The organism is Spiroplasma endosymbiont of Dilophus febrilis, assembly GCF_964030685.1.
GTDB lineage: Bacteria > Bacillota_I > Bacilli_A > Mycoplasmatales > Nriv7 > Nriv7.
In genome coordinates, this window is record NZ_OZ034912.1 from 845,575 (window position 1) to 869,188 (window position 23,614).

General features: G+C 25.7%; 31 protein-coding genes and 1 pseudogene. 27 read left to right on the forward strand and 5 right to left on the reverse strand.

Annotated elements, in window-relative coordinates; all coding sequences use genetic code 4:
• Window positions 1-35: 35 nt before the first annotated feature.
• Together AAHF53_RS04625 and AAHF53_RS04630 are read right to left on the reverse strand one after the other, a co-directional pair.
• Window positions 36-563 (reverse strand): L-threonylcarbamoyladenylate synthase, encoded by a 528-nt coding sequence (locus AAHF53_RS04625; RefSeq protein WP_342189639.1) that lies wholly within the window; start codon window positions 561-563, stop codon window positions 36-38.
• Window positions 564-575: 12 nt separating this feature from the next.
• A complete protein-coding gene (locus AAHF53_RS04630; RefSeq protein ID WP_342189640.1) occupies window positions 576-1,784 on the reverse strand; it encodes a hypothetical protein in 1,209 nt (402 codons plus the stop codon).
• Window positions 1,785-2,477: 693 nt separating this feature from the next.
• Between AAHF53_RS04630 and AAHF53_RS04635 the strand changes: the two genes are divergently transcribed.
• Both AAHF53_RS04635 and AAHF53_RS04640 read left to right on the forward strand, forming a co-directional pair.
• The gene (locus AAHF53_RS04635) at window positions 2,478-4,031 is read left to right on the forward strand and encodes an ABC-F family ATP-binding cassette domain-containing protein (protein WP_342189641.1); all 1,554 of its coding nucleotides are present in this window, start codon (window positions 2,478-2,480) and stop codon (window positions 4,029-4,031) included.
• Between the two features lie 31 nt (window positions 4,032-4,062).
• Window positions 4,063-5,358: a hypothetical protein gene (locus AAHF53_RS04640; RefSeq protein ID WP_342189642.1), complete on the forward strand. Its 1,296-nt coding sequence runs from the start codon at window positions 4,063-4,065 to the stop codon at window positions 5,356-5,358.
• Here AAHF53_RS04640 and AAHF53_RS04645 read toward each other — a convergent pair.
• Window positions 5,311-5,451, reverse strand: a complete 141-nt coding sequence (locus AAHF53_RS04645; RefSeq protein WP_342189643.1) for a hypothetical protein — start codon at window positions 5,449-5,451, stop codon at window positions 5,311-5,313. The two genes, AAHF53_RS04640 and AAHF53_RS04645, sit on opposite strands and share 48 nt — an antisense overlap.
• 634 nt (window positions 5,452-6,085) lie before the next feature.
• Between AAHF53_RS04645 and rpmE the strand changes: the two are divergent.
• The 16 genes and pseudogenes from rpmE to AAHF53_RS04725 form a co-directional block, all read left to right on the forward strand.
• A pseudogene (gene rpmE / locus AAHF53_RS05670) lies at window positions 6,086-6,298 on the forward strand (50S ribosomal protein L31); the annotation flags it as partial.
• Between the two features lie 221 nt (window positions 6,299-6,519).
• On the forward strand, window positions 6,520-8,451 hold the full coding sequence (locus AAHF53_RS04655; protein ID WP_342189644.1) for a hypothetical protein: 1,932 nt from the start codon (window positions 6,520-6,522) through the stop codon (window positions 8,449-8,451).
• Between the two features lie 16 nt (window positions 8,452-8,467).
• Entirely contained in the window at window positions 8,468-9,421 is a 954-nt protein-coding gene (locus AAHF53_RS04660; RefSeq protein ID WP_338967718.1) for a bifunctional oligoribonuclease/PAP phosphatase NrnA, read from the forward strand.
• Entirely contained in the window at window positions 9,421-10,074 is a 654-nt protein-coding gene (locus AAHF53_RS04665) for a thymidine kinase (RefSeq protein ID WP_338967720.1), read from the forward strand. The genes AAHF53_RS04660 and AAHF53_RS04665 overlap by 1 nt, the downstream gene beginning before the upstream one ends.
• The gene (gene prfA, locus AAHF53_RS04670) at window positions 10,025-11,104 is read left to right on the forward strand and encodes a peptide chain release factor 1 (protein ID WP_338967721.1); all 1,080 of its coding nucleotides are present in this window, start codon (window positions 10,025-10,027) and stop codon (window positions 11,102-11,104) included. The genes AAHF53_RS04665 and prfA overlap by 50 nt, the downstream gene beginning before the upstream one ends.
• Before the next feature lie 2 nt (window positions 11,105-11,106).
• Window positions 11,107-11,949 (forward strand): peptide chain release factor N(5)-glutamine methyltransferase, encoded by an 843-nt coding sequence (gene prmC / locus AAHF53_RS04675; RefSeq protein WP_342189645.1) that lies wholly within the window; start codon window positions 11,107-11,109, stop codon window positions 11,947-11,949.
• Window positions 11,950-12,006: 57 nt separating this feature from the next.
• Window positions 12,007-13,599 (forward strand): hypothetical protein, encoded by a 1,593-nt coding sequence (locus tag AAHF53_RS04680; RefSeq protein WP_342189646.1) that lies wholly within the window; start codon window positions 12,007-12,009, stop codon window positions 13,597-13,599.
• Between the two features lie 13 nt (window positions 13,600-13,612).
• Window positions 13,613-14,041 carry a hypothetical protein gene (locus AAHF53_RS04685; protein ID WP_342189647.1) on the forward strand — a complete coding sequence of 143 codons (429 nt, stop codon included), beginning with the start codon at window positions 13,613-13,615 and terminating at the stop codon, window positions 14,039-14,041.
• A gap of 487 nt (window positions 14,042-14,528) precedes the next feature.
• Entirely contained in the window at window positions 14,529-14,855 is a 327-nt protein-coding gene (locus tag AAHF53_RS04690; RefSeq protein ID WP_342189648.1) for a hypothetical protein, read from the forward strand.
• A 2-nt stretch (window positions 14,856-14,857) separates the two neighbouring features.
• On the forward strand, window positions 14,858-15,079 hold the full coding sequence (locus AAHF53_RS04695) for a hypothetical protein (RefSeq protein WP_342189649.1): 222 nt from the start codon (window positions 14,858-14,860) through the stop codon (window positions 15,077-15,079).
• A 17-nt stretch (window positions 15,080-15,096) separates the two neighbouring features.
• On the forward strand, window positions 15,097-15,240 hold the full coding sequence (locus AAHF53_RS04700; RefSeq protein WP_342189650.1) for a hypothetical protein: 144 nt from the start codon (window positions 15,097-15,099) through the stop codon (window positions 15,238-15,240).
• Window positions 15,241-15,243: 3 nt separating this feature from the next.
• Window positions 15,244-15,474, forward strand: a complete 231-nt coding sequence (locus tag AAHF53_RS04705) for a hypothetical protein (protein WP_338967363.1) — start codon at window positions 15,244-15,246, stop codon at window positions 15,472-15,474.
• A gap of 15 nt (window positions 15,475-15,489) precedes the next feature.
• Window positions 15,490-15,624, forward strand: coding sequence for a hypothetical protein (locus AAHF53_RS04710; RefSeq protein WP_342189651.1), 135 nt, complete (start codon window positions 15,490-15,492; stop codon window positions 15,622-15,624).
• Window positions 15,625-15,643: 19 nt separating this feature from the next.
• Window positions 15,644-15,889, forward strand: coding sequence for a hypothetical protein (locus AAHF53_RS04715; protein ID WP_338981777.1), 246 nt, complete (start codon window positions 15,644-15,646; stop codon window positions 15,887-15,889).
• 24 nt (window positions 15,890-15,913) lie between these two features.
• Window positions 15,914-16,384, forward strand: coding sequence for a hypothetical protein (locus AAHF53_RS04720; RefSeq protein WP_342189652.1), 471 nt, complete (start codon window positions 15,914-15,916; stop codon window positions 16,382-16,384).
• A complete protein-coding gene (locus AAHF53_RS04725) occupies window positions 16,332-16,862 on the forward strand; it encodes a hypothetical protein (protein ID WP_342189653.1) in 531 nt (176 codons plus the stop codon). The genes AAHF53_RS04720 and AAHF53_RS04725 overlap by 53 nt, the downstream gene beginning before the upstream one ends.
• Here AAHF53_RS04725 and AAHF53_RS04730 read toward each other — a convergent pair.
• Window positions 16,846-17,262, reverse strand: coding sequence for a hypothetical protein (locus AAHF53_RS04730; protein ID WP_342189654.1), 417 nt, complete (start codon window positions 17,260-17,262; stop codon window positions 16,846-16,848). The two genes, AAHF53_RS04725 and AAHF53_RS04730, sit on opposite strands and share 17 nt — an antisense overlap.
• Before the next feature lie 542 nt (window positions 17,263-17,804).
• Here AAHF53_RS04730 and AAHF53_RS04735 point away from each other — a divergent pair.
• From AAHF53_RS04735 to AAHF53_RS04750, 4 genes are read left to right on the forward strand one after another with little or no spacing between them, the layout of a single operon-like run.
• The gene (locus AAHF53_RS04735) at window positions 17,805-18,131 is read left to right on the forward strand and encodes a hypothetical protein (RefSeq protein WP_342189655.1); all 327 of its coding nucleotides are present in this window, start codon (window positions 17,805-17,807) and stop codon (window positions 18,129-18,131) included.
• A 2-nt stretch (window positions 18,132-18,133) separates the two neighbouring features.
• Window positions 18,134-18,355 carry a hypothetical protein gene (locus AAHF53_RS04740; RefSeq protein WP_342189656.1) on the forward strand — a complete coding sequence of 74 codons (222 nt, stop codon included), beginning with the start codon at window positions 18,134-18,136 and terminating at the stop codon, window positions 18,353-18,355.
• The gene (locus AAHF53_RS04745) at window positions 18,355-18,516 is read left to right on the forward strand and encodes a hypothetical protein (RefSeq protein ID WP_338982040.1); all 162 of its coding nucleotides are present in this window, start codon (window positions 18,355-18,357) and stop codon (window positions 18,514-18,516) included. The genes AAHF53_RS04740 and AAHF53_RS04745 overlap by 1 nt, the downstream gene beginning before the upstream one ends.
• A 3-nt stretch (window positions 18,517-18,519) precedes the next feature.
• Window positions 18,520-18,750: a hypothetical protein gene (locus AAHF53_RS04750; protein WP_342189657.1), complete on the forward strand. Its 231-nt coding sequence runs from the start codon at window positions 18,520-18,522 to the stop codon at window positions 18,748-18,750.
• A gap of 408 nt (window positions 18,751-19,158) precedes the next feature.
• Here AAHF53_RS04750 and AAHF53_RS04755 read toward each other — a convergent pair whose 3' ends face one another.
• On the reverse strand, window positions 19,159-20,301 hold the full coding sequence (locus tag AAHF53_RS04755; RefSeq protein ID WP_342189577.1) for a DEAD/DEAH box helicase: 1,143 nt from the start codon (window positions 20,299-20,301) through the stop codon (window positions 19,159-19,161).
• Window positions 20,302-21,691: 1,390 nt separating this feature from the next.
• On the opposite strand from AAHF53_RS04755, the gene AAHF53_RS04760 reads away from it, so the two are divergent.
• The 5 genes from AAHF53_RS04760 (at window position 21,692) to AAHF53_RS04780 (ending at window position 23,557) form a co-directional block, all read left to right on the forward strand.
• Complete coding sequence (locus AAHF53_RS04760; protein WP_338966919.1) at window positions 21,692-21,991, forward strand: hypothetical protein; 300 nt, start codon at window positions 21,692-21,694, stop codon at window positions 21,989-21,991.
• A gap of 133 nt (window positions 21,992-22,124) precedes the next feature.
• The gene (locus AAHF53_RS04765; RefSeq protein ID WP_342189658.1) at window positions 22,125-22,961 is read left to right on the forward strand and encodes a rolling circle replication-associated protein; all 837 of its coding nucleotides are present in this window, start codon (window positions 22,125-22,127) and stop codon (window positions 22,959-22,961) included.
• A 12-nt stretch (window positions 22,962-22,973) separates the two neighbouring features.
• Window positions 22,974-23,114: a hypothetical protein gene (locus tag AAHF53_RS04770; protein ID WP_342189473.1), complete on the forward strand. Its 141-nt coding sequence runs from the start codon at window positions 22,974-22,976 to the stop codon at window positions 23,112-23,114.
• Window positions 23,098-23,331, forward strand: coding sequence for a hypothetical protein (locus AAHF53_RS04775; protein WP_342189472.1), 234 nt, complete (start codon window positions 23,098-23,100; stop codon window positions 23,329-23,331). Before AAHF53_RS04770 ends, AAHF53_RS04775 begins: the two co-directional genes overlap by 17 nt.
• A 13-nt stretch (window positions 23,332-23,344) precedes the next feature.
• Window positions 23,345-23,557, forward strand: coding sequence for a hypothetical protein (locus AAHF53_RS04780; protein WP_215825617.1), 213 nt, complete (start codon window positions 23,345-23,347; stop codon window positions 23,555-23,557).
• Window positions 23,558-23,614 lie beyond the last annotated feature (57 nt).

Genomic DNA, 23,614 nt, shown 5'->3' on the forward strand with positions numbered 1-23,614 from the left:
ATAAAAAATATTAATACAATAACGCCTAATATAACTTATGAACGAATAATAACAATCTCACTACCTGTAGCATCAATAATTGTTGAAGCCTTTTGGTCAATAATACCCCCATCAACAATAAAATCAACTTCAAGTTTATTCTCATTAACAGTTATAATTGGATTTTCATTATGAATATTAGCACTAGTGGCAAATAGTGGTCCTGTTTGATAAACAATATCTTGTAACCAGCGATAATTGATAATTCTAATCGCTATCGTTTCTGTGACATTCACTTTTTGTTTAACAATAATTGTTATTTTCCCCCGAGGATACGATTCATATAACTGTTCAACTTGCGAAGTAATAACCCCAATATCTTTTGCCATTGCAATATCACTAACAATAGCTGCCAATGGTTTATTTTTATCTCTTAATTTTAAATGCGAGATTCTTTTAGCGACAAATTGCGAAGAATAAATTCCCACTAAACCATATACGGTATCGGTAGGAACAATACCAACTTGCTCGTTTAATAAATTATGAATAACAAGATTTTTTTGTTCTAATGATAATATTTGCATAAACTAATAAAACTATCTCGGTACCGATTCTTGCAAATACTTTTCAATATCATTATCCATAATAGTTATTCCTTCATTAAGACTTTTCTTAAAAGCAGAACGACTAGTACTATAAAAATTATTTACCTTATTAGCATAAGAATTAAATCATTTACGAGCTAAATCAGAAATAAATTTGCTATCTAGTTTATATAAAATAGCATCTTTTAAATATCCAAAAAGCGGTTCGTGTTCTAACGCTACCCGATAGATTAAGAGCATTACCCGATCAACATCAAGATCCAAACCACGGTCATAACGATTATAAAAAATACTAATTAACTTCGCAACACGAGCATTACTTTGTGCCATATTAATACGATGCAATTCCTGAACCAAAACAAAATCCTTTTCATATTCATTTTTAATTTGCTGTGTAAATCCCATTGTTGCTGGTGTAATATTTGGTAACGGATTTACAACTCCCAAGCTATTAAATTCTTCATTTTCTTTTATTAATGGTTTAATATTATTATCCTGTAATAAATTTTCTTTAGCATAAAAGTCATTAATATCATCGCTTTTAATATTCATTGTGGCACTTAAACTACCATTATAACTAGGATTTACATAACCAGCATAAACATTATTAATATTAGGGATATATTCCGTTTTTGGTTCTTTATTATTATATTTCATATTTTGTAAATTAGAATTTAAATTAAACGCTGTTCCATCCTCAAAACTATTTTCTAATAGCAAGTTATATTTTAATAATGAATTATAATTCATTGCAAACTCAACAATAGCAACAATTTTAGCAACGATTACTACTCCGCCGATAATTCAAATTGAACGACTATTTAACCACGAAATACTTAAGCCACTGTTACCACCATCCATATATATTGCTAATGATATTTGCGAATAAAAAGATAACATTAAAGATATTGCCATTGATAATGATAATAAAAAAATTCAAGCAATAAGATATTTACTTTGCTTAGTTTTATAATTTTTAAAATTTAAAAATAAAGCAACAGCAATACTTATTAAACTAATAAGTAGCGATAATAATGGTAACAAAAGAATTTTTGTTGAAGACAATAGTAAAGAATCTTTAAAAACATCACTTCAAAGAACAACTTCACTACTTAGGTAATTAGCAATAATAAAATATACAAGGTTTCATATTAATATTACATTAGCAATTAAATAAAGCCATTTTTCTTTTCTAATCATATTATCTCTACCTCACACTAGAAACTAATTCTACTTTATTAGATGCTTTTTTTCGCGCTCTAATAATTTTTTTATATTTGTAATTATATCACACAACAATTGCATTAAATATTAAGATTGGATAAAGGTCGCGTTTAGTTTTCTTAGGTATTGCTTTGAAGAAGTAAAACAATCAGCTAATTATACTATTTAATTACTAAACTAACCCTACCTTTCTTGTTATTGTCATTTTTATTCATTATCATTTTATCATATTATTGAATTTTTACACAATGAAAAATTATTAATGGTCGCGTTTAGTTTTCTTAGGTATTTTTTAAAAAAGAAAAAATAGTCATTTACTATAAATTATTTCAATATGCAAATTAAGTATATATTTCTTATGTATGATTTTTGTTGTAAAAAATTATTTTAATGTTGTTTTTATAAGCATTTTACTTAGTTTTTATAACCTTTTATTAAGAATATGTTTGTTAATATTAAATATTTTGTTTTATTAATTATTTTTCAAGTAAAAAGGTAATAAATTTTTAGTTGCTTTTCTTTCAAAATTATTCAAATCTTTATCCACCTAACAAAACTTTATGCGCCCGTTTTTAAATTAAGTTATTATTAACTTAATTATTTTTTATGAAATATAAAAAATTTTTAAAACAAGTTATCATTAACTTATTATTTGAGGTGAAAGAAGCAATGAGTATTTTATTTATTAAAGAATTAAATCATAGTACGGGTAGTAAATCGTTATATCAAAAAGCAACAATGAAAATTAATGTTGGTGAGCATATTGCTTTGATTGGACCTAATGGTAGTGGCAAAACAACATTATTAAATATTATTTCTGGTAAAGTTAGTGCTGATAAAATTGATTTAATTTTTTTTCCTTATGTTAAAATGGGATATTTAGATCAACATCAATTGGTTGATAATAATATTTCAGCATTAGACTATTTAAAAACAGCATATAAAGATTTATTTTTAAAGGAACAAATGATTAATGAATTATATCATCAATTATCATTGAATTATGAAGAAAAAATTTTAAATAAAGCTTTAAAACTGCAAACTGAACTTGATAATAGTGATTTTTATAATGTTGAAAAAGAAATTAATAATTTAGTTATCGGTTTAGCAATTGATAAATCATCATTAGCACAAAAATTATCTAGTTTAAGTGGTGGCCAAAAAAGTAAGATTCTTTTAGCAAAATTATTATTATCAAAAAATGACTTTTTGTTATTAGACGAGCCAACTAACTTTTTAGATACCCAACAAGTTAATTGGTTAGCAAGTTTCTTACAAACATATCCGTATGCATTTTTATTAATATCACATGACCAAGCATTTGTTAATAAAGTTGCTCATATTATTTATGCAATTGAAAATTTTAATTTAGTTCGTTATGTTGGTAATTTTGATCATTATTTAGAACTTAAACAATTAAATCAACGACAGTATTTAATGGAATATCAAGGACAACAAAAGAAAATTGATAAGTTACAAACTTATGTTAATAAAAATATTGCTAGAAAGTCAACAGCAAAAAGTGCCCAATCACGAAAAAAACAATTGGAAAAAATGGAAATTATTGCTAAACCACAAAAAATTAGTAAACCAAACTTTAATTTTAAGTATCGCCGAAGTTTAACATCGGTTACTCTTAAAGTAAAAGATTTAACGATTGGTTATACTAAACCGTTAATTAATTCATTATCATTTACGATTAAAGAAGGTGAAAAATGATTGGTGCAAGGTTATAATGGGATTGGAAAAACAACATTGCTAGAAACTTTAACTGGTAATATTAAACCAATATCAGGGATAATTACGATTGGTGATAATGTTACGATTGGTTATTTTAAGCAGTTTTATAATTTTCCTGAATTATCGCCAATACAATATTTAAAATCATTAAATCCGGAAATAGATGATGGTGAAATTAGGAAAATATTAGCTAGTTTTGGAATTAAGCGCGAGTTAGCGATGCAAACCCTTAATAAATTATCAGGGGGAGAACAAACTAAAGTTCTGTTAGCAGTTTTATCTTTAATTCCTTGTAGTTTGTTAATTTTGGATGAACCAACTAATCATTTAGATGATTTAGCTAAGGATTCATTATTAGAAGCAATAACCAATTATTCTGGGACAGTATTATTGACTAGTCATGATATTAATTTTAATACTTCTTGAGTGGATAAAACATTAAATTTTATAGATTTTATGATAAAAAATGATAAAATAAAGTAATTAAAATAAGTGATAATTAGGGAGGATAACAATGATTAAAAAAACACCATTAGTTGTTAATATTATTATCATATTGTTTTTGTTAGTAGGGTGTAACGCTTTTAATTTTTATGATTATCAATTATCTAATGATAATGATTCGTTAATTAATTATAATTGTGCTTTTGAGGGTAAGAATGTTAATCTTAAAAGTGAAGGGTTAAACTTAGAAGATATTTTTCATCGTTGGAATTTAGATTTTGAATCACCATCATCTGATGGTGATTCAAAATATATGAAATATTTAGCAACTATTAATAGAAAGAAAAACAATATTGCTGAAAGAAAAGCGTTACAATCTTGTTATAATGAGATTTTAAAAGTTTCTAATAAAAGTACAGAGCAATATAATAAGTATGAACAAAGTTCATTATTGTTAAGAGATTATTATTCAAGTTATGATGATTTAGTAAAAAATCTTGAAAATACTGACTTAAGAGATGGACAAAAACCAATGCTTGATTTGAAACTATTGGAACAAAAAATTGGTAATGATTCAAAGTATTTGTTAGCGATGTATAATTATTTAAGTAAATATTATGGTAAAAAAAATGTTGCTAAGTTATTAGTTGCCCTTTTGGTTACTAATAGTTTTGATTTACAGACTGATTCAGAAAATACCTTAGGGGTTACGGTTTTAGATTGACAATATGGTTATCAGTTTATTGCTTTGCGACCAAGTATTGTTGATAAAGACCATATTAAATCCCAATATTTTAATGGTCAATTTTCTACTAGTAATGTTACTACTGGGATTATTCATGAGTATGGTCATGCGTTAGAAAACTTGTTAAATTTTTTTCCTGAGCAGTTAAATAGTAATATTTTACCAGATAAAACTAATGCTAGTGATGAAGTTCGTTTAGATAAATGATTTAAAAATGGATTACAAAAATCTACTAATAAAAATCAAGCGTGATATAAAAAGGGGTGAAAATTAAAAAAAACAAAAATTTCTGCATCCCAAGAATTTGTTCGTTTTATTGCTAGTAAATTGGGGTATCTTCCAAGTAAGATTAAATTTATTGATATAAATGGCAAAATATATTTTTCTAATTCAGAAGCAAAAATTAGTGCTTTAGTATCAAAATTATTTGTTGATAGTAACTATGGTAAGTTTGTTAGTTTAAAAGAACAGTTTGCAGAGTTATTTAGTCAATGGTTGTTACAACCGATTAGTATGCCAAGCGATCAATTATCGGTTCGCTGAACAATACTCAATGAGTTTTTCTTGGAATACTTACCTAATAAGTATTATGAGATTATTGGAACAAAATTGCTTGCGTAAGCGATAATGTTGTTGGCAACAAGATAGATTAAAAAGGGCGCATAAAGTTTTGTTAGGTGGGTAAAGATTTGAATAATTTTGAAAGAAAAGCAACTAAAAATTTATTACCTTTTTACTTGAAAAATAATTAATAAAACAAAATATTTAATATTAACAAACATATTCTTAATAAAAGGTTATAAAAACTAAGTAAAATGCTTATAAAAACAACATTAAAATAATTTTTTACAACAAAAATCATACATAAGAAATATATACTTAATTTGCATATTGAAATAATTTATAGTAAATGACTATTTTTTCTTTTTTAAAAAATACCTAAGAAAACTAAACGCGACCGATTAAAAAGGGCGCATAAAGTTTTGTTAGGTGGGTAAAGATTTGAATAATTTTGAAAGAAAAGCAACTAAAAATTTATTACCTTTTTACTTGAAAAATAATTAATAAAACAAAATATTTAATATTAACAAACATATTCTTAATAAAAGGTTATAAAAACTAAGTAAAATGCTTATAAAAACAACATTAAAATAATTTTTTACAACAAAAATCATACATAAGAAATATATACTTAATTTGCATATTGAAATAATTTATAGTAAATGACTATTTTTTCTTTTTTAAAAAATACCTAAGAAAACTAAACGCGACCATTAAAAACGCTGATTTTGTAATTAACATAATATATGTTATTATTTTATAGTGAAAATATTTTAGAGGTGGAATAATGAATAAAAAAGATCAAGAGAATGCTATTAACTATTATGAAGCAGAAATTACTTGTATAACATGTTCTAATGTCTTTACTGTTGGTTCAACTAAGGGAAAAGAAATTAGAGTAGATGCTTGTTCAAAATGTCATCCTTTTTATACTGGTCAACAACAATCAATGCGTGCTGATGGCCAAGTAGAAAAGTTTGCTAAGCAACAAGCAAAACAACAAGAAATTTTAAAGCAACAAATTGCAAATGCTAAAAATCAAAAACCAATCGTTAAAAATGCAAGTAAAAAAAGTGATAAGTTAAAAGAGATATCATTAGAAGACTTGAAAGATTCTTTAAACAAATAGTTTAAAACTCACTAAAACAAATTATAGTGAGTTTTTTCGTATTATTTTTAGTTTGTCGTATAATGTAATGAGACTAAGAAATAGGTGATTTTGTGATATTAGAACTTAAGGATATTGTTGTTAAACAAAAAGATATTGTTATTTTAAAAAATATTTCCTTTAATATTTCTAATAATGATGTTTGTGTTTTACTTACTAATTCTTATGAAGAAAAAAATGCTTTATTTAAAGCTTTTAAAGATGGCAAGAATTTAGAAACTGGGCAAATAATTTTTAATGAAGAAAATATTACAACACAATTACCAAAAAAACGCCCATTAGCATTAATTTTTCCACAAAAATTTCTTTTTTCAATTTTTTCAATTCCTTGAAAATTAACTAGTTTATATTTAAAAAATAAAAATTTTTATTTGCAAGCTAAACAAGATTATCGTGATACTAAACATCATTTAAATGATTTAATTGATAATGGTATTAATCTTGATAAGAAAAAATATAAAGACCAATTACGAGATTTTAATGAGAATTTTCTTAAAAATAGTCGGATTCTTGAAGAAACACGGATTAATAAATATTATGAGTTTATTAACAAATTTCATCAAACAGCAATTAAACAAATTATGAATGATGTTAATGCTAATAATACTTCAATTTTAATGCAAAGATTTCAAAGTTGAGTTGTAGAAGCGGAAAAATTAACAATTTTAAATAGTCGGTTAACTTTTTTACAAGCTTTATGAGATAAAATTTTTATTTTAACAAGAATGGAAAAAAGTTGTCATTGTCATCAAGGACATAAGGAAAATAAGCGTTCATTTAAGATGAAAGAAGTAACATTTGTTGCTAATGAGTTTTTAGAAACTTTAGATGGGGAAATTACTGAGTTAAGAAAAAATATTTTACAAGCGGAAATTGATACGAAAGCATATGCGAAAAATTTTTGAAAGTTAGTTAAAAGCATTGAGTATCAACATAAAAATGCTGATTTTATTCGTTTAAAAAAAAGTAATAAATTTAAGCAGTGAAAACAGGCAACAAGAGAATACCGCAATGAATTTTATTTTCAACAAGGGCAAATTATTAGTGAAATTTTAGTTTCAGAAATTAAAATGCTTCAAGGAAAAATTATGAATGAAACCTATATTTATCATCAATTGCTTTTAAATGGTTTTGATAAAATTAGTGTAAAAAAGTTTAAAAATGAAGTTCATACTGCTAGTAGAGCAGTTATTAGGGTTCGTCAGCAAGCTTGATTACAAGTAAAGAATATTATTGATGATATTGAGCTAAAAGGCTTAAAGTTTAGTTTTATTTGACAATTTACGGGTTGAGATCGCATTAAGTTGCAAATTGCTATTGCTCTTATTCAACAAAAACGATTACTTATTATTGATGATACTTTAGTTAAACAATCTAAACAGTATAAAAATGAGTTTGGTTATTTAATTGAAAAACTTCAAAAGCATTATAATTTAACGATTCTTATTATTAGTAAATATGGTTATCGTGTTATTGATGTTGCCCAAAAAGTTATTATTTTACAAAATGGTGATATTGTTCAGCAAGATACAAAAGAAAATATTATTGCTCAACCTTTTAATAAGGATGTTTTACAGGCGATTAGTTCCCCACATTTAAATTGGTTTGCGTACTTTAATTATACTGAATCGTGATTATTAATTGATAATATTAATATTGTCAGTTTAAAGACACTTTATATGGAAAATAAAAATTTTAGTTTTAATGTTGGTATTTTACCAGAAAAAATTGTTCCTGATTTTTACAAACATAAAATAAAAGTTATTAATAAGCAACCCCTTTATGGATGAGTTATTAAGTTAAAAAAAATGCGTAAAGGTGATTGATTACTTGATGTAATTTTAAATGATAATAAAATTATTAAAGTAATAACTCCACCATCAAATAATAAAAAATTTTTAAAAGAAGAAATTAAATTTGATATTTTGTCAGGGGGTATTTATTTGTTTGATAGTAAAACCGATCAATTAATTAAGAGATGATAGAGGAGAATAATAAAAAATGACAAAACAAATCTGAGATAAGATAAAAGAATATTCCACGGTAATAATTTTGCGCCATATTAGTCCTGATGGTGATGCGTATGGTGTCCAATTTGGTTTAAAACATTTAATTGTTACTAATTTGCCTCATATTAGAGTTTTAACTGGGGGTGTTAGTTTATTAGACTTGAGTTATATTGGTATCTGTGATGATGTTAAGGAAGAAGACTATCGTGATGCTTTAGTAATTATTGGTGATTGTGCTAATGCCGAGCGAATTGATGGCAGTGGATGAGAAAAAGGAAAATATAAGATTAAAATTGATCATCATCCATTTTATGAACAATATGCTGATTTAGAGTGAATTGATGATGTGGCACCATCAGCAAGTGAAATGGTAGCAAAGTTAGCTTTAGATAATAACTTGCAAGTTACAAAGGAGGCTGCTAAAGCACTATTTCATGGAATGGTAACTGATACGGGAAGGTTTCTTTATGGTAATTTGCGACCAGAAACTTTTTTATTAGCAAATTTTTTAATGACAACGGGTTTTAATATTGAACAACTTTATAATAATTTGTATCAACGGCCAATGAATATTATAAAATTTCAAGCGTTTGCTTTGAGTAATTTTACGGTTACTGACAATGGCGTTGCTTTTTTAAAGTTAACACCAGATATTTTGAAAGAATTTTTAATTACTAAAGAAAAAGCTAATAATTTAGTTAATCTCTTAGGGAGGATTTTGGGAATACATATATGAGCATTTTGTAGTCAAGATGAAAATGATGAGTTTATTAAAATTAGTATTCGGAGTACTGGTTTGAAAATTAATGATTTAGCAGCAAAATATGGTGGCGGTGGTCATCATCGTGCAGCTGGTGTAAAAACTAATTCTTGACATACTGTTGATGCCTTATTAAATGATTTAAATTTGTTAGCAAAAAATATTAATCAAAGTGAGGGGAAATAATGTATGTGCGTTATAAAGACGGATGAATTGAAGTAATTAGTGGTTGTATGTTTGCTGGTAAAACTGAGGAATTAATCCGCCGAATAAATATGTTATCATTTGCTAATAAAAAAATTCAAATTTTTAAACCATTAATTGATAATCGTTATGAAGAAGAAGAAATTGTTAGTCATAATAATAGAAAAATTAAAGCAATAAGAATTTGTAATGCGCAACAATTAATTGAATTTTTAGATGATGATACCGAGGTTATTGCGATTGATGAAATTCAGTTTTTTACAAGTGATATTTTAATAGTTTTAGAACAATTAGCAGATCAGGGAAAGAGGATTATTGTTGCTGGTTTAGATAAAGATTTTCGTGGTGAACCTTTTAAATGTATGCCAGAACTATTAACGCGAGCTGAATTTGTTACTAAATTAGAAGCAATATGTGTAAAATGTCATTCGCCGGCAACAAGAACGCAAAGAATAATTAATGGATTTCCTGCTAGTTATCATGACCCGATTGTTTTAATTGGTGCTAATGAATTTTATGAGGCGCGTTGTCGTCATTGTCATATTGTTAATGATTATCCACAAACTAATATTAAGGAGAATAAAAATGAATGTCAAAACCCGAGAACGATTGGAAACAATGAAACATCGTTATAATGAAATTAATAGTTTACTAAGTCAATCCGATATTAATAATAATATTGAATTATTAACTAAGTTATCTAAAGAAAGAGCTAAACTTAATGATACAGTATTGCTATATATGAAATATCTTAGTATTGAAAGCAATCTTCAAGAAATTAAAAATATTTTTCAAAATGAAAAAGATGCTGATTTGTTAAATTTAGCAAAAGAAGAATTAAAAGGTAATGAAGAATCATTATTATTTGTTGAACAGCAGTTAACAGTTGCATTATTGCCAGCAAACCCTAATGATGATAAAAATGTTATTATTGAAATTCGTGGTGCTGCTGGTGGTGATGAAGCTAATATTTTTGCTGGTGATTTATATCGGATGTATTTACGATATTGTGAATCACAAAATTGAAAAACAGAACTTTTGGATGCACGAATATCAAATTCTGGTGGTTTTTCGCAAATTTCATTTTTGATTAAAGGTGAAAAAGTCTATGCAAAAATGAAATTTGAAGCTGGTAGTCATCGCGTGCAAAGAATTCCTAAAACTGAATCACAAGGAAGAGTTCATACTTCTACAGCTACGGTTGTTGTCTTACCCGAAGCTAGTGCTTTAGATGTTGATGTTAAACCGTCAGAATTAAAAATTGATACTTATCGGGCTTCTGGTGCTGGGGGGCAACATGTTAATACTACTGATTCAGCAGTACGCATTACTCATTTACCAACTGGAATTGTGGCAACTTCACAAGATGGTCGCAGTCAACATGATAATAAGGATAAGGCTTTAAAAGTGTTACTTGCTAAAATTTATGAAGCTAAACTTGAAGCTCAGCAAAGTGAAATGGGAACATTACGAAAAAGTGCTGTTGGTAGTGGTGTGCGAGCAGAAAAAATTCGAACATATAATTATCCTCAAAATCGTGTTAGTGACCATCGGATTAATTTGACATTAAATAAACTTGATCGAATTATGCTGGGTGAACTTAATGAGATTATTAATGCTTTAATTGATGATGAACAAAAAAGAAAAATGGGAATGGAAGATTAGTTATGACCTATCATCAGTTATTACAAAAGGGTGAAAAATTATATGTTGATTGTCGTAGTCACCATTGTAAATGATTATTAGCTCATTTAGCAAACTATTCCTTGCAAGAATTATATGCCAATTTAGATATTGAAAGTAAAGTTAGTGAAGAAGACTTTTATGCTTTAATTAATGTTAATTTACAGGGAAAACCGTTGGCATATATTTTAGGTTATCAAACTTTTTTGGGGCGTGATTTTATTGTTAACCCCAATGTTTTTATTCCGCGTACTGAAACGCAAGAATTAGTAGAAAATCTTTTGTATTATGTTGATGACTATTTTCAAGATGTAAAGCAAATTAAAGTACTTGATGTTGCTACGGGTAGTGGTGCGATTGCTATTAGTTTAGCGTTAGAAGAAGCAAAAGTTTTTGTTGTTGCTAGTGATATTAGTAGTGAAGCTTTAAAAGTTGCAAAAGCTAATGCGCTAAATCTTAATTGTCAAAATATTAAATTTGTTAATAGTAATTTGTTAGCGTCCTTTGTTAATAATGATGATAAGTTTGATATTTTAGTATGTAATCCCCCTTATATTGGAATTGATGAACAGATTGAAAATATGGTTAAAGACTATGAACCGCATTTAGCATTATTTGCTACTGATAATGGTTTATTTTTCTATAAATTAATTTTTAAACAAGTAAAAACAATAATGAACAATAAATATTTATTAGCCTTTGAATTTGGTTATTCACAAAAAGCGGCTTTAGAAGTATTAGTAAAGGAATATTTTGCAACTAGTGAATATGAATTTATTAAAGATATTAGTGGTCGATGAAGAATGCTTTTTATTTACAATGAATAATAAATAATTTTATAGTAAAATAATGACATTAGAAAATAAAGAATTGGGTGAAATGAAATGAAGGGTAAAGCAACAAAACCATTGTTAATATCACTTTTTTTAATTCTTTTGTTAGCACCGGGAATTGCTTTTCTTATTGTTTTGGTTAATGATTCATTAGTTACAACTTTTACTAATGATCTTAATGTTTTTACAAGAGAAGAATATTACTTACAATATTTTCAAAAGACCTATAATTTTTCTTTGGAAAATACTAAAATCCTTTTGCAATATTTATCTGATTTTTATGATTTTAAAATAATTTCTAGTATGAATGCACAACTTGCCTATACAATTACGGGAACTTCATTAGTATTTTTAGGAATTTTTATTATTTTAGGGGGAGCATTTTTTTTAAATAAAAAGTGAAAAACAACAAGGGCATTAGTAGTTGTTTTATTAATTTTTTGAATTATAACAATTGTTGGTTTTGGATTATTAGCTGTGGGGCAATATAAATATCAATGAACTAATGAAGCAACTTTAAATTCGCTAGTAAAAGTTAAGGAAGCTAAAGATATTATCATTATTCCCAATCTTTATCATTTTGCGAGTGAAGAATTTCATGAATTTTTAGTGGCGTTATCTGGTAAAAAAATTCATTCTGAAGCTATTGAGTGATTTAAAAATTTTCTTTTTAAAGAATTTTATCAAAAGTTAATTAATTTAAAAGGAAATACTAATGATTGAATTAGTGAAGTTGGTATTTGATGAGTTTTTCTTATTCAAGCAACATTAGTTTCTTTAATTGTTGCTTTTGATTATACTAGTTATGCTAGTCATTTAGTGAAACCGGCTTTTGTTTTTAATAAACGGGAAAAAATTTTATTATTTGGTCAAAATTGGTTTCGAAAAACTTGGGTTTCTTTTAAACAACCAACAATTTGAAATGTTTTGCGAATTTCAATTTTTTTAATTTCAATATTTATTTTAATTGAAGTTATTTTAATTATTGCTAATTTTCTTAATAAAGATTTAGTAAATCTTTATGATTTGTTATCAAAATTTCCTTATGGTCATAATAATCCTAGAAATATTCTTGAAATCCCTGGACAACCACAAGAAATTATTCGTGAAACTTTTTTGATTGAAATTTTAGCACCAATTTATTATTATCCTAATTTACCAACTGTTTTTGTTGTGCAGTTTGTGCCAATTTTAGGTTTAACATTTTTAATAATTATTTGAAGTGTATCTTTTGTTCTTATTAAAAGGATATCTTATTTATCTCGTGGTTCAATAATTTTATTTTATACTTTTTTTCTGCCAATTCTTTTTGCTGGTTTATTTCTTTTTACATATTCACAAACTAATACTAATAATTTAATTGCTGTTGCTAATGATATGCTTTATAAACTTAAAGAAAAATATCCTGATTTTCATATATCATATTATAAATCATCCTTATTTGGGGGTGCTATTTCTAATACTGGCGAGTGAATTGTGTTTAGTGTTGAAATTATTGTTCTTGCTGTCTTTTCAATTATTATTTCAATTTTGTTATGGAAAATTTATCAACAAGATAATTTAAAAATAAAAATGACAATTCCTAATTTTATTTTAGAAAAGAAAAAAAGAGTTAAGAAAGTAAAAAAAATATCCAAAAAATAAAGAGGAAAATAAAATGTTTTTTGCATATAATCGTTCAATGTTAATTTGATTTTTGACTAATATATTATTATTTTTTAGTCACTTTTTAGTCATTTGAACACTTTATTATTTTACATATAATTATAAAGCTGCCCCATTGGAGTTTTCAACATTAATTTGAGCTATTGGTATTAGCATTGTTGCTGTTCTTTATTTGAGTGAAGCATTATTTATTATGATTAAGTTTTATCCGCTGTGGAACCGACCATTTTTAACTGTTAGTGATTATTATCAATGATATCTTTTGAATCGTTTTCTTACTTATACTACTTTTATTTTGTTAATGATAACGACTTTTTTTAGTTTAAGAAAATTGCCGATTAGTGTGGGAAATGCTGTTTATCAGAATGCGGATTATTTAATTTATTTAATATTTATTCCAGGACGCATAAAGTTTTGTTAGGTAGGTAAAGATTTGAATAAGTATTAAGACAATCAGCAATGATTGTCTTTTTATTTTATAAGGTGTTAAAAGTTTGTTCTTTGAAAATTAAATACAAGTGAATTAATAATGTTGGTATGTATTAAGGCACGATAAATTGTGGGTGGTCGCCATAACCAAAAGAAGTTTACCAGTTAATAGATAACATCCTATTAACTATAGCAATTTGTTTCGTTTTGCAATAAAAAAATGAATGGGTGGATTTACTAAAAATATACACGCTATTAAATTAGTTCCAAGGGTAGGATGCGGATGTTAAAGTGTAGAAATTTCTATATAGGGGTATGCTAAGTTTAAAATTATTAAAATCTTTATCTAATTAAAAAACAAAATTTAATAACAAAACTTGTTAAACACTTAAATCTGCGATATATAAGTGTTTAAAAAACTAAGTTAACCAAAACTTAGTTAATATAACTTAGTTTATCTATAAGAAAGGTAATTTATTATGAAAAACATTGAAAACATTTTCTTGAATACTAAAAAATATCTTTTAAAAGAAACACAAAACGCAATGTTTATTAAAGCACCAAAAATACCGTGATTTAATGAACAAATCGGTATTTGGTTTCCAAAACGATTTGTTTATAAGGGAAAATATGAAAATTCTATTTGTATTGGAATAATTAAAGATAGTAAATATCAAGTAATTTCAATTAATCAAAAAGAAAATGAAACCAAATTAATTAAGGGGCAAGAATTATTAGGCTTCTTCATTGCCGAAAAAGAAAACAACAAAAAAGATATAAATTATAACTATTTTAAAGGAGTTTAAAAATGAATATTGCGATTGGAATAATATTTATTATCATTTGCATAATGCTATTGGCGTATTTTGCTTATAAAATTTATGCCAAAATAAAAATGCGAATTAAATATAAAAATGCCATTAAAAATAATACTGGTAATTTTACAAAAGACGAAAAAGTGTTTATTGCTCGCTTTGAAGAATGAGTTAAAACCCCTAATTCAAAAGAAAATAATGAGAATAAAAAATAATGTTTTGAGAAATTATTATGGAATTCTTAAAACTATTTATTCCGATAGAAAAAATGCCTGTACAAGTTGCGTTTATTGCCGGATTAATTATTATCATTACTTTTCTTTTCGCATTAATTTCAATTATATATTTACCAATAAAAATGATTTTTGGGAGATAAAAAATGACAATAAACTTAAAAGAATTTGATTGAGAACAAATTAAACAAACTTTCTGAGATTTATTTATTCAAATTACAACTATTCCGGCTCATATTAGTGGTGGTAAAGAAATTGATTTAACTCAAGAAACACTTTGACTTTTAATAGCAAACATTGCTTTTTGATTCTTAACAGCGATTATGGTGTGATTTATTCTAATGCTACTTTGAAAAACCATATCAGTATTTAGATAGATAGGGAAAAAATTAATGTCAAGAATTTACATTGTGATGCATTCCCGAAGAAATTCAAAATTAATTAGGAAAAAATATAATCGCGTCAAGGTTAATCGTGGTTTTAACAAATTTAAGAAAAACTTTGAATATAAATGATGAATGTTTTAAAAAGAAAGGGGGTGATTATATGATTGGGACTTTCTTGGCCGATACACCTGCAACAGTAGAAAAAATAACAGCTAGTGACGCGATGACTAAATTATGAAATGCAATTATAACGGCTTTTACTAAAATGTGAGAAATTATTGCTGTTAATATGCCACAAGTCGGTAACTTCTTTGCTGACTACTGAATATTCATTTTTCCATTTATTTTGGCAATATTCTTTATTTGCTTTAAAATGTTTGAAAAATTACTTGGAGCAGTACGCTAACAAAAAAATAAAGTGAGGTGCAAGATGAAATTTTGCAAATGAATAATAGAAAAAAATAACCATTTTATTGAATTGAATCGCACCTCATTTTTAATTTTATGACATTGCGGAGCAATTTGATATATTTACAACGGTTATTTTAAAAACATTGTAAGCTATTTATTTTTAGCAGGTTGTATTTTAATTTTTCTTTTTAAAATCGGTAATTTAACACAAATTAACAAAGTTATTAATTTCTTAAAAAATTCACCATTAAATATTGTGATTGGCTCATTAGGAACTGGAAAAACTGCTTTTCTAGTATATGCATCAAAATTACTAAAAAAGAAGAAATATCACATCGCATCAACATTTCCATTACTAGAAACCCAAAAATTAAGTTTAGGGCATATGGGTTTGTTAGACTTTGATTATCCGGTATTGCCTAGACAAAACCTTACTTTTGTGAGATGAAACCAATTTATTTTTAGAAGGAACCGATTGAGAAAAAAATAATACCAAAAACGAAGAAACCGGTATCCAAGAATATTTCGCTCTGGCGCGCCATTTTGGTCATATTGTGCTTGCTAGCGGTCAAAGAGATAAACATATTTGAGTTAAAGTTCGTGATATTGCCAATAATGTGATTGTGGGAATTCGTAAAAAACCCGTTAATATTTTTCGCCCCTACTTAAAAGTCATCTATGGCACCTTTACTAGCATTGAAGAATATGAACGCTGAAGAAACACCTTAATTGATGCTAAAAATAGTAAAAAAGGGCGTCGCATTAAATACCGTGATATTCCTGAACTTGATATTTATTTTTTTAAACTAAAAATTCCTCTACCAATACTTAACACTTACAATTCTTTTTACCTAGCGTTTTTAAGAGATTACTTAAATTCAAAAGTAAATCCCGACTTTAAAAACCTTTATATTTTTAACTTTACAATAATATTATACTATAAAGATTTAATTAATGAAAATTCCTAAACTCAACAACTCCTAAAAAATTATCAACAGATTTTCAATACTCATTTGTTAAATAATCAAAAAAATCATTTAAAATATTTCATTTAATTGGCAGTTCATTTTGATAATAAGGCATTAAAAATCATTGCGAAAATAAATCACTAAACGAAACTTTTAAAGTATCATTTGCTCTTAAAATACTATTACCAGTAAGAAGAATTTTTAAAATCGTAATTAATTCTTCTTTTTGAAACTTTAAATATTTATCATTTTGATTTTTAAACTGCATAAAAAGTCATTCATCAAATACCTTATTAAGATTAAAATTAATTTTATTATTATTAAAATCAGCAATTTCTAGAAGCCCCTCATTAATATTCTTTGTAGCATTAAAATTAAATCATTCTTCTAAAAATATCATAAATTCAGCATCCACATATTTATCATCATTATGGACGCATAAAGTTTTGTTAGGTAGGAAAAGATTTGAATAAGTATTAAGACAGTCAGCAATGATTGTCTTTTTATTTTATAAGGTGTTAAAAATTTGTTCTTTGAAAATTAAATACAAGTGAATTAATAATGTTGGTATGTATTAAAGCACGATAAATTGTGGGTGGTCGCCATAACCAAAAGAAGTTTACCAGTTAATAGATAACACCCTATTAGCTATAGCAATTTGTTTCGTTTTGCAATAAAAAAATGAATGGGTGGATTTCCTAAAAATATACACGTTATTAAATTAGTTCCAAGGGTAGGATGCGGATATTAAAGTGTAGAAATTTCTATATAGGGGATATACTAAGTTTAAAATTATTAAAATCTTTATCTAATTAAAAAACAAAATTTAATAACAAAGCTTGTTAAACACTTAAATCTGCGATATATAAGTGTTTAAAAAACTAAGTTAACTAACAACTTAGTTAATACAACTTAGTTTATTCATAAGAAAGGTAATTTACTATGAAAAACATTGAAAACATTTTCTTAAATACTAAGAAGTATCTTTTAAAAGAAACGCAAAACGCAATATTTATTAAAGCGCCAAAAATTCCGTGATTTAATAAACAAATCGGCATTTGGTTTCCAAAGCGATTTGTTTATAAAGGAAAATACGAAAATTCAATTTGCATTGGAATAATAAAAGATAGTAAATATCAAGTAATTTCAATTAATCAACAAGAGCAAGAAACGAAGTTAATTAAAGGCCAAGAATTATTAGGCTTCTTCATTGCCGAAAAAGAAAATAACAAAAAAGATATAAATTATAACTATTTTAAAGGAGCTTAAAAATGAATATTGCAATTGGACTAATATTTATTATCATTTGCATAATGTTGATGGCATATTTTGCTTATAAAATTTATGCCAAAATAAAAATTAGAATTAAATATAAAAATGCCATTAAAAATAATACTGGTAATTTCACAAAAGACGAGAAAGTATTTATTGCTCGCTTTGAAGAATGAGTTAAAGCCCCTAATTCAAAAGAAAATAACAAGGATAAAAAATAATGTTTTGAGAAATTATTATGGAGTTCTTAAAACTGTTTGTTCCGATAGAAAAAATGCCTGCACAAGTTGCGTTTATTGCCGGATTAATTATTATCATTACTTTTCTTTTCGCATTAATTTCAATTATGTATTTACCAATAAAAATGATTTTTGGGAGATAGAAAATGACAATAAACTTAAAAGAATTTAATTGAGAACAAATTAAACAAACTTTCTGAGATTTATTTATTCAAATTACAACTATTCCCGCTCATATTACTGGTAGTAAAGAAATTAATTTAACCGAAGCGCCACTTTGACTTTTAATAGCAAACATTGCTTTTTGATTATTAACAGCGATTATAGTGTGATTTATTCTAATGTTACTTTGAAAAACCATATCAGTATTTAGATAAATACAAAATTAATGTCAAGAAGTTAGGTCGCGTTTAGTTTTCTTAGGTATTTTTTAAAAAAGAAAAAATAGTCATTTACTATAAATTATTTCAATATGCAAATTAAGTATATATTTCTTATGTATGATTTTTGTTGTAAAAAATTATTTTAATGTTGTTTTTATAAGCATTTTACTTAGTTTTTATAACCTTTTATTAAGAATATGTTTGTTAATATTAAATATTTTGTTTTATTAATTATTTTTCAAGTAAAAAGGTAATAAATTTTTAGTTGCTTTTCTTTCAAAATTATTCAAATCTTTACCCACCTAACAAAACTTTATGCGCCCATTTAATTTTAGTTTATTGAATAGTAAAAAACATCATTAGTTAAAATGATGTTCTTCTGTAATATCCTTAAATTCAGTATTAAGTATTGTAAGGATTAATCTTAATGTTTAAAGTTTGTTCTAATCTTTTAATATCAATTAATTCTTTTTTATTATTTACTAATGTAATTGCAATTCCGGTTTCACCAGCGCGTCCTGTTCTTCCAATACGATGCACATAACTTTCTTGTTCACGAGGTAAATCATAATTAAAAATATAATCAATCCCATCAACATCAATTCCCCGTGCTGCTACATCAGTAGCAATTAGCACTTGAACTTTATTAGTTCTAAAAGCATTCATTGCTTTATTTCTTTCACTTTGTCGCTTATCACCATTAATAACAGCTGACTTAATGCCATTTTCTCATAATATTTTAGAAATTCTTTCAGTATATGCTTTGGTATTAGAAAAAACAATACTTAAATTTGGTTGAATTTTCAAAAATAAATCCACTAACGCGCGATCTTTACTTGTATTTCTTGTATTAATAAAATATTGCTTAATATTATTTAATTCCGCAGCATTTCTTTTAATACTTATTTGAACCGGACTATTTTGATAGTTATTAGCAACTTCTAAAACAGCACGATTTATTGTTGCTGAAAACAATAATGTTTGATACTTTGATGTAATGCTAGTAAATATTTTATCAATATCTTGTTTGAATCCCATTTTTAACATTTCATCAGCTTCATCTAAAACTACAGTTTGAATATCATTCAATCTTAAAGTTCTGCGTTGAATATGATCAACAATTCTTCCTGGTGTCCCAACAACAATATTACTATTTTTTAAACTATAAATTTGTCTTCGTAAATCCGAACCACCAAATAATGCTGTCGCATTAACTCCTTCTAAATAAAAAGCATATTTTCTTACTTGATCTAAAACTTGTAATGCTAACTCTCTTGTTGGACAAACAATCATTGCTTGTACTCTTCGTAGTTTTGGATTTAAATTATTTAAGATTGGTAATACGAAAGCAGCAGTTTTTCCAGTTCCTGTATGACTTTTTCCAATAATGTCCTTATTTTCTAATGCTAACGGAATTGTTTTCTTTTGAATTTCAGTAGGGTTAACATAACCCGCCTTTAAAATTGCACGCTTTAAGTTATTATTTAAATTTAAGTCATCAAAACTTATATTATCTTCCTTTAAATTTAATTCATTAAAACTCATATTTTTTCCTCCTTGAATATAGTTGCATAAATAAATGGTGTTATGACATTTTTTATTGTCAATTCATCACATATCAGCACCTATAAAGCAAGGGAATTGTAATGTACAGTATTTTATTTAACAACTTAATTATTATAAACTATTTTATCTAATACTACAACTAATATTATACATTACCTTAAATAAACTTGTAATATACCACAGACTTATGACAAGCACAAGAGGTTTTTTAAAAAAGGTCGCGTTTAGTTTTCTTAGGTATTTTTTAAAAAAGAAAAAATAGTCATTTACTATAAATTATTTCAATATGCAAATTAAGTATATATTTCTTATGTATGATTTTTGTTGTAAAAAATTATTTTAATGTTGTTTTTATAAGCATTTTACTTAGTTTTTATAACCTTTTATTAAGAATGTGTTTGTTAATATTAAATATTTTGTTTTATTAATTATTTTTCAAGTAAAAAGGTAATAAATTTTTAGTTGCTTTTCTTTCAAAATTATTCAAATCTTTACCCACCTAACAAAACTTTATGCGCCCAACAAACTTATTTTCCTATTTACAAAAGAATTTTACAATAATCAAGATAAACAAGGTCGCGTTTAGTTTTCTTAGGTATTTTTTAAAAAAGAAAAAATAGTCATTTACTATAAATTATTTCAATATGCAAATTAAGTATATATTTCTTATGTATGATTTTTGTTGTAAAAAATTATTTTAATGTTGTTTTTATAAGCATTTTACTTAGTTTTTATAACCTTTTATTAAGAATATGTTTGTTAATATTAAATATTTTGTTTTATTAATTATTTTTCAAGTAAAAAGGTAATAAATTTTTAGTTGCTTTTCTTTCAAAATTATTCAAATCTTTACCCACCTAACAAAACTTTATGCGCCCATCAAACCATAGCATATAATGCTTGTCCAAATGAATTATCTTTATCCGGAGTTCAAAAATAAGCAACTCCTTGTAAAATTCAACCTATTCAAATAGTTATGCCAAAATAATTAAGATTAACTTCTAAAAAGCAAATTATCTTATCTGAAATATCTTCTAATTTATCTAATAAATACATATAAAACCTCCTAATTTTAAAAAGAATAAAAGGATAAAAAAAGAAAATGAAAACTGTAAATAAATTTATAAAAAAATATTGATGAATAATACTTAATTACATTATATTCATATCTTTAAGTATAGTTTTATTATTACATACAGATATTGAAAATTTGCAACAATTTATTAAAAATTTTGGAGCAATTGGTAGGTTAATGATTATAGGTTATTCATTAGTATGAGTAACCATAACACAAATAGTGAACTGTTTAATTCGTTTTGTATTAAAAAAAATCAAAATTAAAAGAAAAATAAAAGGAATTTAAAAAATAATGTTTAAAGTTAAATTAGTTAGTATAAAAAGAAAAATATTTAAAAATAAAGATGGCTCTACGATGTCAGGATATTCTGCCGAATTTTTGCGTTATGAAAATGACTTATTTGAGCCTACCGGCGAACAAAAAGCCTTATGAATTGATGATAATAATTTAGAACAACAAGAAATTTATAAATTGTTAAAAGAAAATGTTAAATCATTTTTTAGTTGCGAATTAACTTTTGATAAAAACCCCAAAATAGTTAATTTGCAAAAAATTGAATTAGAAAAAAATCAAAAAAACTTGTCCAGTTAATTGATAATCACTTCGGTCTGCGAAGCGGTGCGGAAGGCGTATGCCCCGCCCGCTAGCGGGTTAGTCGGCGAAGCCGACTATTACTTGATTAAATAACACAACTGAACGAAAACCTAAAATAGGAGCAAAAAATATGAATTTACAAGCTCAAAATCCAACTGATTTTTATATGAAAACCATTTATTACGGTCAATATATTCGTAATGTTGTTATGCCCTTAGAACGCATTAAAGCAAATACTCGTAATGTTAGTGGCTTAAAAAATAAAGGAGAACGAGAAACCAAAATGTTAAATAGTAATGTGCGTGCTAAATGTAGTGCTGTTAGAAAGGCATATCATAATTTTTCAGTTAAAGAACTTACATTTTTAACTTTGACTTATAAGTTAAAGGAAACAGATGTTAAAAAATGTAAAAAAGAATTAAAAAAATTTTTTAGAAATATAAAATATTATTTTAAAAAAAAGAATAAAGAAATTAAATATTTTTATACATATGAATATCAACAAAGAGGTGCTATACATTTTCATATTTTACTTGATAAAAAAATACCAAATAAATTAGTTCTTAAACACTGACCTTATGGGTTAAATAAAAATTTGGTTGTTAAACAAGATACTAACGAAGCAGTTGTTAAATACTGCTCTAAATATATTACTAAAAATGTCTTGAATGAAAAATCATTAAATCAGTATGACTTAAATATCAAGGCTTATCAATTCTCTTACAACTGTCAAAATCCTATTACTAGAAAACAAGTATTTACCGATACTTTGAATAATATTGTTAATCGCACCATAAATTCTGAATTTGTAAAGTACCTAAAATCAGCAGTTAACAAGTTTAAAACTAAAATGTGTGGAGTAATTTATGAATTTAAAAATATTAATTATGTAGATTTTGAGAGTGCAAATTATGCTTCGTTAGAAAGCTTAAGATTTAGAAATCAACTAAGAAAAATGAAATATTAGGAGTTAATAAGTATGTCTCGTAGTTATATCGTTATGCATTCACAAAGAAATTCAAAATTAATTAGAAAAAAATACAGTCGGGTTAAAGTTAATCATGGTTTTAAAAATAATCACTACAAAACTTGGGAGTTTAAAAATGAAAATATGAGTTAATTTAAAAGATAAAAATTATCATCGAGAATTTATACATTCTATTAATAAAAAAACTGGATTAGAACAAAGATTTTGAGCTTGTAGAGATACTATTCACTTAATTAGAACTGATTTAAATGGTAAAAAGTGAGTCTGTGTTCGAGCTTGAATAAAGAAAAATAGTTATGATTGAGATATTCGTGCTTATGATTTGTGTACTAAAAAATTAGAAAATTAAGGAGAAAAGAAAAATGAGTATTTTTGGATTAGTTTTTTTTACGATTTTAACATTATTACTAGCATACTATATTGCGGTTAATATTTATCGGTTTTTTAAAGATAAAAAGAAATATGGTAGTGAAGCAAAACAGTTGCCAAAAGATTTTACTTATTCACAACGAATATTTATTGCAAAGTTTAAACGAAATTTATTAGAACAAGATGAAAAAGAAATTAAAAAGTAGGTTTAGAAAATGTTTAAAAAAATAATTATTGAGTTAATTGAATTAATTTATCCAACT